General features: G+C 48.8%; 16 protein-coding genes. 3 read left to right on the forward strand and 13 right to left on the reverse strand.

The features are described 5' to 3' along the window. Window positions 1-92: 92 nt before the first annotated feature. The 3 genes from U5L07_05840 to U5L07_05850 are packed head-to-tail and all read right to left on the reverse strand — an operon-like array spanning window position 93 to window position 2,334. A complete protein-coding gene (locus U5L07_05840; GenBank protein ID MDZ7831252.1) occupies window positions 93-1,112 on the reverse strand; it encodes a sulfite exporter TauE/SafE family protein in 1,020 nt (339 codons plus the stop codon). Further along, a complete protein-coding gene (locus U5L07_05845) occupies window positions 1,109-2,134 on the reverse strand; it encodes a universal stress protein (GenBank protein MDZ7831253.1) in 1,026 nt (341 codons plus the stop codon). Before U5L07_05845 ends, U5L07_05840 begins: the two co-directional genes overlap by 4 nt. Further along, on the reverse strand, window positions 2,059-2,334 hold the full coding sequence (locus U5L07_05850; protein ID MDZ7831254.1) for an isoamylase early set domain-containing protein: 276 nt from the start codon (window positions 2,332-2,334) through the stop codon (window positions 2,059-2,061). The genes U5L07_05845 and U5L07_05850 overlap by 76 nt, the downstream gene beginning before the upstream one ends. A 464-nt stretch (window positions 2,335-2,798) precedes the next feature. Between U5L07_05850 and U5L07_05855 the strand changes: the two genes are divergently transcribed. Further along, window positions 2,799-3,644 carry a substrate-binding domain-containing protein gene (locus tag U5L07_05855; protein ID MDZ7831255.1) on the forward strand — a complete coding sequence of 282 codons (846 nt, stop codon included), beginning with the start codon at window positions 2,799-2,801 and terminating at the stop codon, window positions 3,642-3,644. A gap of 150 nt (window positions 3,645-3,794) precedes the next feature. Here U5L07_05855 and U5L07_05860 read toward each other — a convergent pair whose 3' ends face one another. The 8 genes from U5L07_05860 to U5L07_05895 all read right to left on the reverse strand — a co-directional run bounded on the left by U5L07_05860 (window position 3,795) and on the right by U5L07_05895 (window position 11,602). Continuing rightward, entirely contained in the window at window positions 3,795-4,289 is a 495-nt protein-coding gene (locus U5L07_05860) for a response regulator (GenBank protein MDZ7831256.1), read from the reverse strand. 115 nt (window positions 4,290-4,404) lie between these two features. Continuing rightward, window positions 4,405-4,848, reverse strand: a complete 444-nt coding sequence (locus tag U5L07_05865) for a response regulator (protein MDZ7831257.1) — start codon at window positions 4,846-4,848, stop codon at window positions 4,405-4,407. After that, window positions 4,845-6,047: a response regulator gene (locus U5L07_05870; GenBank protein ID MDZ7831258.1), complete on the reverse strand. Its 1,203-nt coding sequence runs from the start codon at window positions 6,045-6,047 to the stop codon at window positions 4,845-4,847. The genes U5L07_05865 and U5L07_05870 overlap by 4 nt, the downstream gene beginning before the upstream one ends. A gap of 36 nt (window positions 6,048-6,083) precedes the next feature. Continuing rightward, window positions 6,084-7,655 (reverse strand): DASS family sodium-coupled anion symporter, encoded by a 1,572-nt coding sequence (locus U5L07_05875; protein MDZ7831259.1) that lies wholly within the window; start codon window positions 7,653-7,655, stop codon window positions 6,084-6,086. A gap of 12 nt (window positions 7,656-7,667) precedes the next feature. Beyond that, window positions 7,668-8,072, reverse strand: a complete 405-nt coding sequence (locus U5L07_05880) for a response regulator (protein MDZ7831260.1) — start codon at window positions 8,070-8,072, stop codon at window positions 7,668-7,670. 88 nt (window positions 8,073-8,160) lie between these two features. Then, window positions 8,161-8,595 (reverse strand): response regulator, encoded by a 435-nt coding sequence (locus tag U5L07_05885; GenBank protein ID MDZ7831261.1) that lies wholly within the window; start codon window positions 8,593-8,595, stop codon window positions 8,161-8,163. Between the two features lie 42 nt (window positions 8,596-8,637). Next, a complete protein-coding gene (locus U5L07_05890; GenBank protein ID MDZ7831262.1) occupies window positions 8,638-10,332 on the reverse strand; it encodes an ATP-binding protein in 1,695 nt (564 codons plus the stop codon). 499 nt (window positions 10,333-10,831) lie between these two features. Continuing rightward, complete coding sequence (locus tag U5L07_05895; GenBank protein MDZ7831263.1) at window positions 10,832-11,602, reverse strand: enoyl-CoA hydratase/isomerase family protein; 771 nt, start codon at window positions 11,600-11,602, stop codon at window positions 10,832-10,834. A 228-nt stretch (window positions 11,603-11,830) separates the two neighbouring features. On the opposite strand from U5L07_05895, the gene U5L07_05900 reads away from it, so the two are divergent. Further along, entirely contained in the window at window positions 11,831-12,220 is a 390-nt protein-coding gene (locus U5L07_05900; GenBank protein MDZ7831264.1) for a hypothetical protein, read from the forward strand. 66 nt (window positions 12,221-12,286) lie between these two features. Further along, complete coding sequence (locus tag U5L07_05905; protein ID MDZ7831265.1) at window positions 12,287-12,469, forward strand: hypothetical protein; 183 nt, start codon at window positions 12,287-12,289, stop codon at window positions 12,467-12,469. 62 nt (window positions 12,470-12,531) lie between these two features. Here U5L07_05905 and U5L07_05910 read toward each other — a convergent pair whose 3' ends face one another. Next, complete coding sequence (locus U5L07_05910; GenBank protein ID MDZ7831266.1) at window positions 12,532-15,243, reverse strand: bifunctional acetate--CoA ligase family protein/GNAT family N-acetyltransferase; 2,712 nt, start codon at window positions 15,241-15,243, stop codon at window positions 12,532-12,534. 16 nt (window positions 15,244-15,259) lie between these two features. Continuing rightward, window positions 15,260-16,186, reverse strand: a complete 927-nt coding sequence (locus U5L07_05915; GenBank protein MDZ7831267.1) for a universal stress protein — start codon at window positions 16,184-16,186, stop codon at window positions 15,260-15,262. Between the last annotated feature and the right edge of the window lie 158 nt (window positions 16,187-16,344).

The following is a 16,344-nucleotide window of genomic DNA, read 5'->3' on the forward strand; positions in this document are numbered from 1 at the left end:
CTAGTTGAAAAAAATACGTGTCTCATGGCCTGACAATATCAAAATTTTAAAAATTTGGAACGCTCAATTTAGGTTTGATAATATTGAGTGGATTAATAGCCGAAAAAGTCGGCCATATATTTGAGAGCGGTAAAGAGGATAATGCCTGTCAGCATCCACTTAATCTTTGCGGCTGGAACATATTTCTGGCACCGGGCACCCAGGTACATGCCTGCCATTCCGCCGAATCCGAACAAAAGGCCCAGCGCCCAGTCCGGTGCCACAGACATGGCTGGATAAAACGGGGCAATGCTTTGGTAGAAAAGGACTCCAGCCACAGAGGTCACAAAGGTGCCCATAAGCGCGGCTCCGGCCACGGTATAGACCGGCAGGCCGAAAAAGGTTACGAAGAACGGGGCGATGATGGAGCCGCCGCCGATGCCGTAAATGCCGCCCACAATGCCCACCACAAAGCTGAGACTGAAAAGACCCCAAAAGGAGACATCAAAGGATTCATCATAAAAAGTATACCCCAGTCGTTTCAGATTAAAATAGTCCACTCTGACCGGTTTAACGGCCATTTCCTTTCCGTCAGCCTTTGCTTGGCGGCGGCGGATCATCTCGTGAAATCGTCTTTCGCTTGCAGCCGTGCTGCTTTGGACAGAATTCTTACTCACCAGTTCCCGACCCATTTTTGCACCGATATACAATAGCACGCAAGCAGCAAAAAGTTTAAAGTGCTGCGGATCAGGCAGCCAGGATACGCGTACAATAGCACCGATCAGAACTCCGGGCAGCGTGCCGATGATTACAATCCAGGTCAGTGGCCAGACCATCCGGCCTTCTCTGAAGTAACGATAAACGCCGCTGGGAATAGCCACAACGTTGAAAAGTTGATTTGTCGCACTCACCGAAGGGTTTGTGTAACCCAGGAACGTCATCTGGAATGGTAAAAGGAGAAATGCTCCTGAAACGCCGCCCATAGAAGTAAAAAATGAAACTATAAAGGCAACAACAAAAGGTATGGCCGGATTTACCTCTACGCCTGAGATGGGAAACAGCATGCTGGGTTCCTTTTTAAAGACAGATTTTTTCGGGTTGCAGACCAAACATGAATAATAAATGAAACTCATATAATCCAAACCGTATGGTATCTGCCGACTTGCACGACCTTTTGGCAGACCCTTCCCATGGCAAAATCCTGGACTTTGGAGTGCCCGCGCCGGCCCACTGCGATGGTGCTGTAATCGCCAAACTCAGCCTCCATAACGATGGCGCCGGAGCGGGAATACGCGCCGGTGACGATTTTTTGTGTGATATTTTCGGATTTCACCCCGGCGGATAGGAGTTTTTCCCGCAGCCCTTTAAAATGCTCATGCATGTGTTTTTCTGCCATCTCCAGGCTCACCGGTCCCATGTCAAGGTCCGGGTAATCCGGCATGCTTTTGCCGAATCCCCGGATGACATGGATAAGGCCGACGGCATAATCGTAACTCCCGATTTGCGCGGCCACATAATCCACTGCCTGAGCGGCTGCCTCAGACCCATCAACGCCGATCAAAATTCTGTTGTTTGGCTCCTTCCGGCCCGCTACCTGGATGGGTAAAAAAATGATTTTTGCAAGCAGTTTTGAGGCCACGCTCCCCATTGAAAGCCCCTCGAGTTCCGTCATTCCCCGCCGGCGCAGCACGATCGCATCATAATCCTTTTCGGCCTCCTGCAGAATATCCCGGGCCACTCCCTGCTCGCGGTCATGAATTTTTACCTCAACGGCTGATTCGTCAAATCCGGCATCGATTAGACGTTTGCGGGCGTGCTTCATATAGGTGTCCATGCTATACCGTTTTTCTTTTCCCCATGTTTTTAACTCTTCAGAGCCATGAACGTTTGCCGGCTCCTTTCCCAGATCCCGGTAGCTTTCCGGAATACCGCTGAAAACATGGTAAAGTACAATTTGATTGCCGTGGAACATGAGCATGCGGCTTATATAGTCCACAGTCATTAAGGAACGCTGCGAACCATCCAATAATACGAGCACTTTTGGGGGTTTTGCCATCTTCATCCGCTTTTCATTTTTTACTAAACATTTAAAATACAGTTTTCCGTGCCGAATCTGTTTCGGCACTTGTCCGGATTTTCTGTATCCAGACGCCATTTCCCATCAACCTGAAACTTATATTCATAACAGCCGGGGGCAAGCATCAGGGTTTTTTCCCAAGAGCCGTTTGAGTTTCTGCGCATGGGATGCTTATCCGCATCCCAATCGTTGAAATCTCCCACCAGACAAACATGCGCGGCATCCTTTGCATTTAATTGAAATTTGACCCGTTTTTTCCCTTTGTTGTTTTTGGCCATTCTCAAACCTCCTTTATCAAGAAGTGCGCCCATAACCATGATTGCAGAATCCTCATCTGCATTTCTTTGCATAGGTTATGCCAGGTATGAGCAAAAACACGCCAAGGATAAAAATCTTTAATTCCAAAAGATTATAGGTAGTGCAGAAAAAAAATAAATGCCGCTGGTAAATCTTATCTCGTGCGGCATCGACTCAATTTTACATTCTGTAAAAAAACCTGGCAGCAAGCCTGGCCCAAACACCGCCTTTTTCATATAATTTTATAATTATATCATTTGGTTAAACAAAGACCTGCATGGCACAAATATTGCTGTAGTTTTGAGCAGTTGCCCGATAAGGGCCGCATGCCAGACATATCGTGCCTATGGACCCAACAAACAAAAAAAAGGGGGGGATGCTGGAAAAATGATGAAACACTAATCCCAAAAAAAACATTAATTACAAAAATCAAAGGAGAAAAATGATGAAAAGCATACTGAAAAACCAAAAAAGAAAAACAGTAACGCTCTGCTCGGCACTCCTGTTTTTCGTTAGTGCCTGTATTTGCCTGAATGGTGCCTTCATGCAGTGCGAGGCCAATGAGGTGCTGCGGTATTCCTGTTCAAACCAGGTTTATGAGGCATTTGAAATGCAGCGTCTGGACGAATTTACCAAAAAAACCGGGATCGATATCGATTTGACATTATGCTCATCCCCTATGGCCATTTCTCGATTGATGAGCGGCTACAGTGATATTGCCAGTACAGTTCAGCAGCTCTTGCCGGTTCAACGGCAAAGCGGATTAATTGAAACACCATTTTGCAAAGATCCGCTTTCGGTGATCACACACCCGGGCGTCCGTGTTTCCAGCCTGAGCGATAACCAAATACAAGGTATTTTTAGCGGACAAATTACCAACTGGAAACAGGTGGGCGGGGATGATGCTGAGATTATGGTGATTGTGCCGGATGAAGAAACAGGTTTATACAAAAATTTTAAACGCGAAGCGATGAAAGGCCAGGATTTAATTTACCACATCAAAACTCATGCTTCTACCAAAGTGATCGAGGCTGCACGGCATTTCCGGAATTCCGTTACTTTTATCGCTCAGGGCGCCTCGCGCCGGGGCAAAGAGGGCCTCAAAACAATCGCAATCAACGGTTATAAGCCAGGAGATCCAAATTATCCCTACGCCCAGGTATTTTCATTTGTTACAATCGGCCGCCCGGAAGGCCCTGCTAAGGCGTTTATCGATTTTGCCCTTTCACCGGAAGGCAAGGAAATCATAAAAAGTCGCGGCATGGTGCCCTTCCCGGAAACCAATAAATAAAGGCACCAAATCAATGAGGTTTAAAAGGGCGCTTCTCTGGCAAGAAAGCGCCCTGCCCCCCGTTTTCTCTAATTATCACCCCAATTTTTCATGATTTGAATTTGGAGGCCGGAGGGGACAAAGCGGCCTCAGCCGCCTTTGGTCAATCATTCAAGTCTTTTCGCCGGCGTCAATCTCCCTTAACCGCCGCAGGATATCCCGGCTGGAGGTCGTTTGGGAGATCTTTAGGATCTCGTTCATCCGTTTCTCTTCAATCTGATTTTTATTCATCACCTTCTGCTTATAGGCGTTCTTCAAAACCTCCAGCAGCTGCTCAAAATCACACGGCTTCTGCAAGTAAGAATACGCCCCGCCCTGGGTGCATTCAACCGCCGAGTCCACACTGCCATGACCGGTCAGGATGACGATTTCCATCCATTTATGCTCCTTCTTCAAGGCCTTAAGCGTCTCCTCGCCATTCATGCCCGGCATTTTCAGATCCACCAGCGCCACATCAAAGGGCGTTTTGCGGGCCGCTTCAATCGCCTGTTCGCCCCGTTCAACGGCCACCACATTAAAATCCCGGGTTTCCAGGCGTTTTTTCATGGATTCGAGAAACTGACGTTCATCATCCACAAACAACAGATGAATTTTTTTCTTATCCATTTTTACAACCTTTCTTAATTGATAGATTCAATTAAAAATTAATTCGTTTGTTTTTAAAGCGCCCTCTATTTGATCCTGACTCATATAAGTTGGGCAAAAAATATTTTGGCAGGCACTAATAAACATTGCCGCCTTTTCGCAGAAGAGACCGCTGTTCGGCTTTTCGGATCCGTTCCTCCTGCTCCTCTTTTCGCTTCCGCGCCCCCTCAATTTTGGTGGTAATTTCTTCCACATCCGCCGGTTTCAGCAGGTATTCATAGGCGCCCAGCTTCATGCCTTCGACCGCGGTTTCAATCGTGCCGTGCCCGGTCAGCATGATCACCTCCACGATGGGATAGCGTTTCTTGATTTCCTGAAGCGTCTCTATGCCGTCCATTCCGGGCATCTTGATATCCAGAACCACCACGTCGATATATTCTTTTGCCAGGAGGTCCAGGCTTTCTTTTCCGCTGTAGGCTCTGTGGACGCGCTCTCCGGCTTCCTCCAGCCGCAGGCCGAACATCTCCACAAAATCTTTTTCATCGTCTACGATCAGGACGTTGGTCGGAATTTTGATCATGATTCGGGCTCTCCCTTTATTCGATTTAAAATTTCATAGCATATATTTTCGTTGTCTGTGATTTCCCCTTCGACCGGCGGCTGGCAGCGGGGCAGCTCAATCACGATCTTCGTTCCACGGCCCACCCGGCTGTCAACCCGCATTTTTCCGCCCAGGCGGCCAACGATGCCCCGGCTGACATACAGGCCCAGGCCCGTCCCCTGACCGGGCGGCTTGGTGGTAAAAAAAGGCTCGAAAATTTTATCCAGGTTCTCTTTGGGGATGCCGCTGCCGGTATCTGCCACTGTCAAAGCCACCCCCTCCCCCTGGTCTTCAATCCTTATGGTGATGCGGCCGCCGGCCGGGGTCGCATGGATGGCATTGGTCACCAGGTTGATCAGGACCTGCCGGATTTCATAGGGATTGCTCCAGATAACCCTCTCGCCGCCGGCCTCGATACTTATTTCAATATTATTCTGCCGGGCCTCCTTGCCGAGAAATTCAAGGGTTTCATCCGCCAGCGCCTTAAGGTCGGTCTCCATAAAGGATTTTTCCTGCTTGCGGACAAATCCCAGCAGCTGATGCGTAATCCGCCGGGTGCGATCCACCGCCGCCTCGATTTTATCCACGGCATTAGAAAGATCCTTTTGACGGGGAATGCCGCTCATTTCATCTTTGTTCAGGACCAGGCGCATATATCCGGCAGACTCCTTTATAATCGCCAGGGGATTATCAATTTCATGGGCAATGCCGGTGGAAAGGGTCCCCAGTGAGGCCAGACGTTCCGTGGCAACCATCTGCTGCTCCATCTTTGTCCGAAACTCGGCTTCCCGTTTTTTTTCAATCTCGCGGCGGCGTTTTTCAGTCGCCTGATTGATCTTGCCGGCCAGATGCGTCAACTCTATGGGCTTGGTGAGATAGTCAAACGCCCCCTGCTTAATCCCCTCAACCCCATCCTCTGTTGAGGAATGCCCGGTCAGAAGAATCACCTCAATTCCTTGAAACCGCTCCTTTATCCTGGCCATGGTATCAATTCCGTTTAAACCGGGCATCTTCACATCCAGCACCACCACGTCGATGGGGTTGGCTTCAAGGTAATCCAGGGCCTCTTCGCCGCTGCCGGCCTCATGAATTTCAAACCCCCGGCGATCCAGGCGTTTGGCAATGGGGCGCCTGAAATCCGCTTCATCATCAACCAGCAGGACACGAATTTTCTCCATTTCTGAACTCCCCGGACCCTGATTGTCCATACCCACCTACACCAGCCCCAGAATGTTCCACCAAATCATCGCCATAATGACGAGTATCGTGAGAAGTACCGGCATTACCACCACGCCGAGCTTGGTCAGATCCACGGATTTGAAATACCGATAGCTGTAGGCAATGGCATTGGGCGGGCATCCGATAACCAGGAGCATGGCAAAAGAACAGGCCATACCGAGGCATAAGGCAAGTACTGTCGGATCCACGCCCTCCATTTGGGCCATGGGAATAACAATCGGCAGAATCAGCGCCGCTGCCGCCACATTCGCCATGGCATTGGTCACAATGGCACCGAATATGCCGACCCCGATAAACAGGCCCAGCCATCCGGTCCCCTGAACCACCGGGAAAAACAGGTTGGCAAAATACTCGCCCGCCCCTGAATAGCCCATGGCAAGACCAAGCGATATGCCGCCGCCGAAAATAAACAGCGCGGTTCCCCATTCCAGGTTGTCATTGATATCCTCCCATTTAAGACAGCCGGTCACCGTGAGCACGGCAACCCCCAGCATACCAGTAATCGAGTAATGGATCCCGTGAACGCCCTTGGTCAACCAGGTCAGAAAGGTCAGGCCGACAATGATCAGGGTGACAATTTCCGTTCGGGTAAGCGGCCCCAGTTCCTCGTCCAGCTCCGGAAGCCTGAGGTTCGGGTCCGGCCGATAGACCAGGTAGACCATAAAAACAGCCGCCGGCACCGTTACCAGGGCCATAGGCATGGCATACATGATCCACTCAAAAAAAGTAATCTCAAGTCCGGTAAATTCTTTTAAAAATGCCGCAGCCACCATGTTTCTGCCCCCGCCGACCAGGGTCCCCATCCCGCCGGCTGAGCAGGCAAACGGAAGCGAGAGCATCATGAACTTGGCGGTTTTTGTGTGGGGCTCAATGCCGGCGGCTCGCATCATGGGCAGCATAGTGACAAGGCCCACCGCACAGGCGGCGGCATCGTGCATAAACCCGGAGGCCCAGCCAAGGCCGATTGAAATGATAAAGGTAAAGCGGGTCACGCTGGTGCCAGCCTTACGAATGATAAAATAGCCCAATCGTTTGGTAAGGCCTGAGCGATCCAGGGCAATGGCAAATATCAGGCAGCACATGATAAACAGCACCACCGGGTGCATATAGGGCGCCCAGGCCCCCTCCACACCGCTCACCCCCATGACCACAAGCCCCACCCCGATCAGGATGGCCGTAATTTCCAGTGGAATGGGCTCTACCACAAACATAAAGATCAAAAACACCAGCAGGGCCAGAAAACGCTTTGCCTTGGGGGACAGGCCGTCCACATAATCAACGGATACATCCGCTAATCCGGCTGCTGCAATCTGCTCTTTCAGGTAAATACCATTTGCATCTGCCGCGCCCGGCTGCTTGCTTTTGAGCACATATCCGCCTCTTTTCGCGGGTTGGAGTTCAAAACTGTCGCTTACCTGCGCATACAACTTTTGTCCGGCATCTCCGGTGATTTTATATTGCGTCCCTTCCGGCCGGGGGATAAGAAAGACAATCACCCCGAGCAGTATCCCGATGCCCAGCTTAAACAGATTGGATTTAAAAAACATTGATTCCACTCCTTATTCCGAAGCCGCCAGCGATTGATAGGCCGCTTTTATCTTTTCCAGAAGATCATTGAGTTCACAGGGTTTTGTCAGGTAATCGAATGCCCCGAGCTGCACCCCCTCGCGTGCCGCCGCCTGCGACCCATGTCCGGTCAGCATGATGACTTTCATCCGGAGCCCCATGCGATTGAAGATCTTCAGCACTTCAATACCGTCCATGTCCTCCATCTTGAGATCCAGAATGACGACATCAAAGGTTTTCCTGGCGGCTGCCTGGATCGCCTCAGCGCCGCTGTAGGTCTTGCAGATATCAAGACCGCGCCGTTTCAGCCGGTTGGCCAACACATTGACGTAGCCTTCCTCGTCATCCACGATCAGAAGCCTGATCGGTACGCCGGTTTCAGTTGAATCCCCAGACATTAGGCCCTCGATATTCCCATACCTTTCTAACACATATCTAAATTGAATGTTTCTGATCTTTAAAAAAGGCGGCGTTTCTGATATTTGTTCATACGCCCCGCGTTGACATCACCTTTTCGATTCTCGCCTTTTCAATCTTTTCCTCATGGGCATACTTCTTTCCGGCCGCCTCTTCCACCTTGGCTGTCAACACATCCATCTCGCAGGGCTTCATCAGGTAATCGAAGGCCCCCAGCTTCATTCCCTCTATGGCTGATTCCACGGTGGCGTGGCCGGTCAGCATGATCACCTCGATCAGGGGATACTGTTTTTTGATCGCCTGCAATGTTTCAATGCCGTCCATCCCCGGCATTTTAACATCAAGGACCACCACATCGAGGTTGCGATGGTTAGCCAGCTGCTTTAATGCCTCCTCGCCGCTGTAAGCGGCAAGAACTCGATATCCGCGCTTGTCCAATCTTTTTTGCATTGGTTCGACAAAAGATTCTTCGTCATCAACCAGCATGATAAAAGGTTTTGTCATTTTCCCTCTCCTTTCATTATCTTGATATTAGATTTTTCCTGGCTATTTCTGGACCGGCAGCCAAATCCGAAACCGGGTCCCTTCGCCCACAGTACTGTGCACATCGATTTTTCCGCCCATCTTCTGAACAATCCCGTAGCAAATCGAAAGACCTAAGCCCGTACCGCGCCCGACCGGCTTGGTGGTAAAAAAGGGTTCAAATATCCGATCCAGGTTGGATTCGGGAATCCCCGGTCCGTCATCCTCCACAATGATAACAATATGATCCTTTTCCAAACGGCTTAATTTGGTAATAATTTTGATGGTACCGCCGCTCTTGCCCATGGCATCCATCGCATTATTAATGAGGTTTAAAAGCACCTGCTGCATTTCTGAGGGCGAAATCGTAATATAGGGCAGATCCGGCTGCAGCCCGGTTTTTATAGCCACCTTGTTATATCTGGCCATCTGCTCGGAGAGCCCCACGATTTCCTGGATCAGTTGATTGACCTGTACATCCTTTAATGTGGTATCGGTTTTTCTGGCAAAGCTTAACAGCTTGTGGGTAATCTCTTTACAGCGCTGCCCCTGAGTATTTATCTGTTTGAGCGCGCGTTTGAACTCTTTTAAATTTTCACTCTCCTGAAACTCCTCATCCTCCAGCAGATCCTCAATCCAGCCGGCCTCTTCCACCATAATCGCCACCGGATTATTGATTTCATGGGCAATTCCCGCTGCCAGTTCCCCCAAAGATGCCATTTTTCCGGTTTCAATGATCTGCTTGTTCATCATCTCCGTCTCTTCATCCGCCCGGCGGATCCTCCGCACCATCTGCTTTGAAGTAACAAAGGCCATGCCGATAATTCCCCCGCCGCCTAACAAAAAAATGAGCAGGGCGATATTGGACATCCGGCTAAGATCGGAAAATGCGTCAGCCACACTTTGTTTGACGATCAGCAGCCATTCCCCGTTTTTGAGGCTGCCCACGGCATACAGGCTCTCTTCGCCGCTGTCCGTGGTCCACCGGGTAATCAAAATATTGTTCTGTGTCTTTTCCACCGCCTCCCAGAAAAAGGAATAGCATCCGCTGCAGGGGTCAATGTCCTTTTTGGGCGAAGCCTGAAATTCTCCTTTTCGGTTGAGAATAAACGCAAATCCGGTCTGCCCGACCCGAAAATTTTGGACCAGCGAATTAAATGCGTTAAAGTTTACGGTTGCCCGCATCAGCCAGAATCCGCCGTTATGCTCAATTCGGGTGGCAACGATAAAATGCGGGAATCCGCGGAGGCCTGAAAAGACATCACTGATAAAATGCGGCTCGGAAATCGCCTTTTCAAACCATTCCGCCTTATGGTAATCGGCCGCCTCCAGCTCATAAGGGCCGGCATATGCCCGCTGGATGCCGTTTTCATCAACCAGCCCAAGATCGACGAACACATTCTCATAGTCCCGTCTCAGTTCAATAAGGAGATCGTATAGAAAATCATTGTCTTTGAGCGCTGAAAACTTTTGGCTGGATGCCAGAAACTCAATTGTTGACAGCCTCTCTTTTAAAAAGGAGTCGATATTCTGCTTATGTTTTTGAACCAATTCGGTTAGATGCGCATGGGTTTTCGCATGATATGACGCAGAGAACTGCTGCAGCAGAATGGCAATGACAAGCACCATGGGGGTAAAGGATACAATGATAACGGTGAAAATCATTTTCCGCGTGAGCAACCGATAATAATGCCTGCGATCCCCTTTTTGTTTGGCCATTTACTGTCCAGCTCATTTTTTTTGTTTGCGACGTTTAGCAGAGCGGCCGAAAACTTCTTAACACAGTCAATGGAATCGGCCTGAACACCATGAAACATTTCAATTAGCATGCCAACAGCCACAGGAGAACCTGCGGCGGTCATTTAATAAGTAACTGTAAAAACTAAACAGAAATTATTTTCGGGGGGATAAAATTTGATGGACTCATAAAAAGAAAACTAACGCGGGGGGCACACCGATGGACCGGCCCGCAGGGGTAACTTAGATTTTATCTATAAAATGAATGGTCAAATGACATGGAAAAGGCATTTGATAAGCCCCTATAACAGTTCAAACAGTGTTCAGATGCCCATAATTTTTCCAGCTTGTAAAAAAAATTGACACCCGGAAGGCGCGCCTTAAGAAAAGCCTCCCATGGTTACCTGGCGCATGTCTTAAAGAAGTAAAAAAAACGAATGGGGGAAACTACAACAAACCAAAATCAAGCTTATTGAACATGCTATTCGGCCATTTCAAAAATATTATCCAAGCTAAATGAGCGCATGAGCACTTCGTTCTCATACTCCAGATATGCCTGCAGATCCTGATAGGAAAAATTGAGAAGTGCTTTCAGCGCGGCCACCGAAGACAGCGGCCTTTGTGCAAATGCTTCGGCCCGCTCAAAAGCGGCGCGTTCGAGATCGGCAAATGGCACCACCTCGTTGACCAATCCCAGTTCCCTGGCCTCATGGGCACTGAGATCGCTTTTTGACAGCATGATCTCATATGTTTTAGCCCGCCCGATCAGCTTCGGAATAAAATATGCCCCGCCCCCCTTTGCAATAAGGCCGACATCAACACAAGGATTCTGTATAAGGGCATCCTCTGCAAGAATCCGATAGTCGCAGGCCAGTCCGATATTTAGAAATGAGGCCAGTACTCTGCCGCTGTTGATATAAACAACAAACTTGTTCATCTCTGCCAGCCTCAGAACCAGTTGGCTGATCACATTATACATTCGATGCACTAAGGTCGGATCCATCCCTGATGCACCGAATTGCCTGAAAAAATCCACAAACTCCTGCCTCCCCTTGGCATCGGGAGAACCGGCCACGACCAGCGCCCTAATGGATTGATCCGCCGAAACCCTTTCAAGAAAAGTCAGGGCTTTGTCCCGGTCTTTCAGATTGGCAGTGCGCAGCAGAAAATGCGGCTGGAAGCGCAGCGCCACGATCGTCTCCTTATGGCGGCTCGTCGTAAATGTCTCGCAAGTGATTTCGTAACTGCCCATCTGCTACCTTCCCTCTTTCCCGTTTTTCCTATCCATATGAATTATCGCTGCCTTGGCACTTCCTTTACCTAAATTTTAAGCAAGTAGCAGGCCAAGCATTCAGAAACTTCCTCGATACCCGATAAGTTTGCATCCATGGCACCATAATTGCTAAGCATATAAATAGACATCTCGATCGGACGATTCCCCTAACAAATGGCTAAACATTTTTCAAAAGGAGGGATTTAAATGGCAGCTAATTTTCGAATTACCAGTCGCCACAAAGGAGGCAACCTTCATTTAAAACTCAGCGGGAATTTCGACGGCATGGCCGCAATGGAACTGATATACGCTCTAAAGGACAGCCTCGACTTTGCCCAAAAAATCTATATTGAAACCAATGACTTGAGCACTTTGCATCCTTTCGGCCAGGATGTATTTCAAAAAAATTTCATTTTCTCCCCGGCAGCATCAAAAAAAATATACTTTTTCGGGGACTTCAGCCGGGCCATCGCCCCCAGGAACGCTTATTGCGTTAATGATCATGGCAGCTTCCGGATGTCTGATGCGATAAAGCCATCTGCAACCTCAAGCATAAAAAGGGCCGGCAATGAAGCGAGTATTGATTATCGGCAATAAAGCCCAAGATAGAGAATTGGTTAATCAAGCGCTGGAGTATATCATCGCCTCAACGCATGTAAATAAATGGCACCGGATTTTGCTGTCCGTCCAGTGCCGGATGGGCCGGATGCCGACCAGTTCGTCGCCATTGCTGATTCGAAAGCAATCTTCCACCTGCCAGCGATCAAGGATGACCTCACAATCTCACCTGTGGTCCAGTCCATATTGTCGGTAATAATGATTTTTGCCCCGCCGGGCGAGTTCTGATTGCTGGTCAGTTCATCTTGCCCCCCCTTTCATCAAAACAATAACCGTTTAAAAACAAGCAATCAGGCAACCGAGTGCAATTGATCCAATTCTGTCGCATCCTGTCCATCAGCAAAATTATAGCTCAATTCAAACGCACTGCTGTTATGCACCAATTTCCGGGAAAAACCGAGTTTTTTACCCAAAGCGAGCATGTTGGTATTATCAGACAGCACAAGCCCCCATACCCGCTCAATATTACGCATGCGAGCAATTTTCAAACACCGCTTCATCAACTCCGCGCCTATGCCCTTGCCATGCCACTCATCACCTACTAGCACGGCAAATTCAGCATTTTTTTGATCGTATTCGATAATCACCCTCCCGACACCAAGCATCTGTTCACTGCCCATGCTATTTAGAATGGCAACAAGCGCTATTTCCCGATCATAGTCAATCTGAGTAAACCGGGCGAGCATGTTTTGCGGCAGCTTTTTCATGGGGCTAAAAAACCTATAGTAAATACTTTGCTTGGACAGTTTCTCAAAAAGTTCTGTCAGTAGGGAGGCATCCTCGGGGCGAATGGGCCTTATCAGCAAACGCCCCACATCCATGATTTCCACGTAGGATTCATATTGGTCGGGATACGGGCTGATAACCAAGTGCAGAGGAGCGGCAACTGTCTCTGGCTCGACAATTATTCGGGCATCTACCGCAACCGCGAATCTGTCGGTTATGATGAGCGGATTAATATCTATTTCAGAAATCTGGGAAAAATCCGTCACCAGTTGCGACAGTCGGATCAGTATCTCCTCAATCTGCATGATATTTGCGCCCGGATAGTTTCGATAACCTTTCAAAACCCTGAAAATTTTTGTCTCTTCCATCATCCGACGGGCAAGCAGACGATTCAAAGGCGGTAAAGCCAATGCCCGATCCTGGATAATCTCGGTAAATATGCCGCCGGTGCCAAAGAGCAACACGGGTCCGAAATCCCGGTCCTTTTTCACCCCCAGGATCAGCTCATAATCCGGGCGGTTCAGCATGGGCTGGATGGTGACGCCTTCAATTTTAGCATCACGCTGATACAGCCGTACACTTTCCGTAACCTTTGAAAAGGCCTGTCTGATACCTGCCGGACTGCCTACGTTTAAGACAACACCGCCGGAATCCGTTTTGTGTGTCACATCCGGCGAATAGATCTTCACCGCTACCGGATATCCCATTTCTTCAGCCAACATTACCGCGATTTCTTCATCCTTGGCGACTTCAGTCTCATTAACTGGAATCCCATAGCAGTTTAGAAGCTTTTTGGAATCAATTTCAGTCAAACACCCTTTGGTTTGCGCCAAAGCGCAGGAGATAATTTCCTCAGCCGCCTTCCGTTCAAACGTCAGGCGATTCTGAAGTTTGGGGGGAACTTCCTGCAGCATTTCCCTGTTTCTGGCGTATCGGTAAAGATCCATAAATGCCCTTACCGCCCTTTCCGGTGTATCAAATGTGCTAATCCCCGCCCGGTTGAAAATCTCGCGACCGGCCGCTACTCCAGCACCGCCCATCCATACCGTAAAAACCGGGAAGTTTTTATCTTGAAGAAAATCCGAAAGGGCGCTTGCAACCTCTGAAGGATCGGCAACCGCTTGCGGCGAGAACATAATCAATAACCCGTCAACTCCTTTTGCCTTCATCAGCGTTTTCACGACCATTTGATACCGTTCAGGCGTTGCATCGCCTAAAATATCTACAGGATTGGAGCGGCTCCAATAATACGGCAGCAGCTTATCAAGTTGCTCGATGGTTTCCCTTGCGAGTGCCGTCGGTTCTGCATGATGATCAGCCAGCGCATCAGCCGCCATTACACCAGGACCGCCAGCGTTTGTAACAATAGCGAGGCCGGGACCTTCTGGTAGAGGTTGTTTGGCCAAAAATTCAGCACAATCAAAAAGTTCTTCAAATGTCTTGACTCGAACGATGCCGGCCCGTCTAAATGCAGCATCATATACCGCATCAGCGCTGGCAAGCGCCCCTGTATGGGAGGCAGCCGCTTTGGCACCGGCATGGCTTCGACCAGCTTTGAGGGCAATAATCGGTTTGATCCGCGAAACGGCCCGCGCAGCGCTCATAAAATTTCTTATATGGGTGAGATTTTCAATATAGAGTACGATGCTGCTGACTTCCGGGTCAGCACCCACAAAATCAATCATATCCCCGAAATCAACATCCAGCATGGAGCCGAGACTAACGAAATAGCTAAACCCCATATTCTCCTTTATTGAAAAATCAAGAATTGACGTGCAGATGGCGCCGCTTTGGGAAATAAATGCCATTTTCCCAGTAGCCGGCATCCGGCTGGCAAATGTGGCGTTCAACTGCGACTGAGTGGAGACAACGCCGAGGCAATTTGGCCCGATAATCCGAAGATTATTTTTTGAAGCCTGCAGAATTTCTTTTTCTAAAATCACACCCGCTTTTCCAATCTCTTTACCGCCGGCTGAAATGACAACAGCGCCCCCTACCCCCGCCTTACTACATTCCGAAATTATTTTAGGTGCGTATCGGATGGGTGTGGCGATAATTGCCAGGTCTATGACCTTCTGAATTTTCTTAATGGTCGAAAAACACGTCAAATTGAAGACTTCGGGATGAAACGGGTTTACTGGATAAATTTCACCTTTAAACCCGCCGCCAATTAAGTTTCGCATAAGGGCTGTTCCCAAGCTGCCCGTCTTTTCACTGGCGCCGATGACCGCAACAGATTTGGGACGAAACATTCTTTCCAAATTAAGTATTGCCATAAATCACCGATGGTTCTTATACAATCCAAACCGTGTGATACCTGCCCACTTGCACGACTTTCTGGCAGACCCTGCCCATGAAAAATTCACGCACTTTAGAAAGCCCTCTTCGACCGACAACGATAGTGCTGTAATTTCCGCATTCAGCTTCCATAACGATTGCTCCGGCGCGTGAATAGGCCCCGGTAATAATTTTCTCGCTTATGCTCTCCGGCTTAAAGCCGCTGGAGAGCAGCTTTTCTCGTAGTTCCTTAAAATGGCTCTGCATATTCGCTTCAGCTGTCTCAACATTTTTTACCGGCATTTCAAACTCTGAATTTTCCGGCATGATGCTGCCAACCCCCCGGATCACATGAAGCAGCATTACGCAGCAATCGTATTTGCCAAGATTTTCTGCGACAAAATCCACGGCCTTTGCTGCAGCGGTTGAACCATCTACGCCTATTAGTATCCTGTTCGTCTGCTCCTTGCGTCCCGCCACCTGAATGGGCAGAAATGTCAATTTTGATAAAAGCTTCGTGGCAACGCTGCCCATTGATATGCCTTCCAGCTGCCCCATCCCCCGCCGGCGAAGTACAACCGTGCGATAACCGGCTTGCGCCTCATTTAAAATATCCCGGGCAATCCCTTTTTCACGGTCGTGAATCTTGACCTCAATTGCGGCGTTCGGAAAACCGCCATTGACTAAACGGCTCCGGGCGGTTGACATGTATTCTTCAATCTTCTCCTTTTTATGTTTTTCCCAGGCCCGAAGCTCATGATAGGCATGAACACTTGAAGGCTCTTTCTCCAGGTCCCAATAACACTCTGGAATGCCGCTAAAAACCGTGTAAAGAACAACCTTCATGGATTGAAACATCTGCATGCCGGCAATATAGTCAACTGTCATCAATGAGCGTTGTGATCCGTCCAATAAAACAAGCGCATTTTTTTGAGTCGGCATTTTTCTTCCTCCTGCAGTCATGAGTTAAATCCTTTGATGACTATAAAGGCAACAAACATGCCAATTAAAGACTCCCGGGATAAATTTTAATATTTCGATTTAATTGTTAATTATTATCAAACGAGTGAGCCTGCCAAACAAAGTCAATGTAAATGTCA

Source organism: Desulfobacterales bacterium, from assembly GCA_034520365.1.
Taxonomy (GTDB): domain Bacteria; phylum Desulfobacterota; class Desulfobacteria; order Desulfobacterales; family Desulfosalsimonadaceae; genus M55B175.

Excerpts from the sequence above, each read along its gene's own strand:
- U5L07_05905 (MDZ7831265.1), top strand. The coding sequence starts at position 12,287 with ATGGCACCGGATTTTGCTGTCCGTCCAGTGCCGGATGGGCCGGATGCC.
- U5L07_05860 (MDZ7831256.1), bottom strand. The coding sequence starts at position 4,289 with ATGGATAAGAAAAAAATTCATCTGTTGTTTGTGGATGATGAACGTCAG.
- U5L07_05840 (MDZ7831252.1), bottom strand. The coding sequence starts at position 1,112 with ATGAGTTTCATTTATTATTCATGTTTGGTCTGCAACCCGAAAAAATCT.
- U5L07_05855 (MDZ7831255.1), top strand. The coding sequence starts at position 2,799 with ATGAAAAGCATACTGAAAAACCAAAAAAGAAAAACAGTAACGCTCTGC.
- U5L07_05900 (MDZ7831264.1), top strand. The coding sequence starts at position 11,831 with ATGGCAGCTAATTTTCGAATTACCAGTCGCCACAAAGGAGGCAACCTT.
- U5L07_05910 (MDZ7831266.1), bottom strand. The coding sequence starts at position 15,243 with ATGGCAATACTTAATTTGGAAAGAATGTTTCGTCCCAAATCTGTTGCG.
- U5L07_05915 (MDZ7831267.1), bottom strand. The coding sequence starts at position 16,186 with ATGCCGACTCAAAAAAATGCGCTTGTTTTATTGGACGGATCACAACGC.
- U5L07_05850 (MDZ7831254.1), bottom strand. The coding sequence starts at position 2,334 with ATGGCCAAAAACAACAAAGGGAAAAAACGGGTCAAATTTCAATTAAAT.
- U5L07_05845 (MDZ7831253.1), bottom strand. The coding sequence starts at position 2,134 with ATGGCGTCTGGATACAGAAAATCCGGACAAGTGCCGAAACAGATTCGG.
- U5L07_05875 (MDZ7831259.1), bottom strand. The coding sequence starts at position 7,655 with ATGTTTTTTAAATCCAATCTGTTTAAGCTGGGCATCGGGATACTGCTC.
- U5L07_05870 (MDZ7831258.1), bottom strand. The coding sequence starts at position 6,047 with ATGGAGAAAATTCGTGTCCTGCTGGTTGATGATGAAGCGGATTTCAGG.
- U5L07_05880 (MDZ7831260.1), bottom strand. The coding sequence starts at position 8,072 with ATGTCTGGGGATTCAACTGAAACCGGCGTACCGATCAGGCTTCTGATC.
- U5L07_05895 (MDZ7831263.1), bottom strand. The coding sequence starts at position 11,602 with ATGGGCAGTTACGAAATCACTTGCGAGACATTTACGACGAGCCGCCAT.
- U5L07_05885 (MDZ7831261.1), bottom strand. The coding sequence starts at position 8,595 with ATGACAAAACCTTTTATCATGCTGGTTGATGACGAAGAATCTTTTGTC.
- U5L07_05890 (MDZ7831262.1), bottom strand. The coding sequence starts at position 10,332 with ATGGCCAAACAAAAAGGGGATCGCAGGCATTATTATCGGTTGCTCACG.
- U5L07_05865 (MDZ7831257.1), bottom strand. The coding sequence starts at position 4,848 with ATGATCAAAATTCCGACCAACGTCCTGATCGTAGACGATGAAAAAGAT.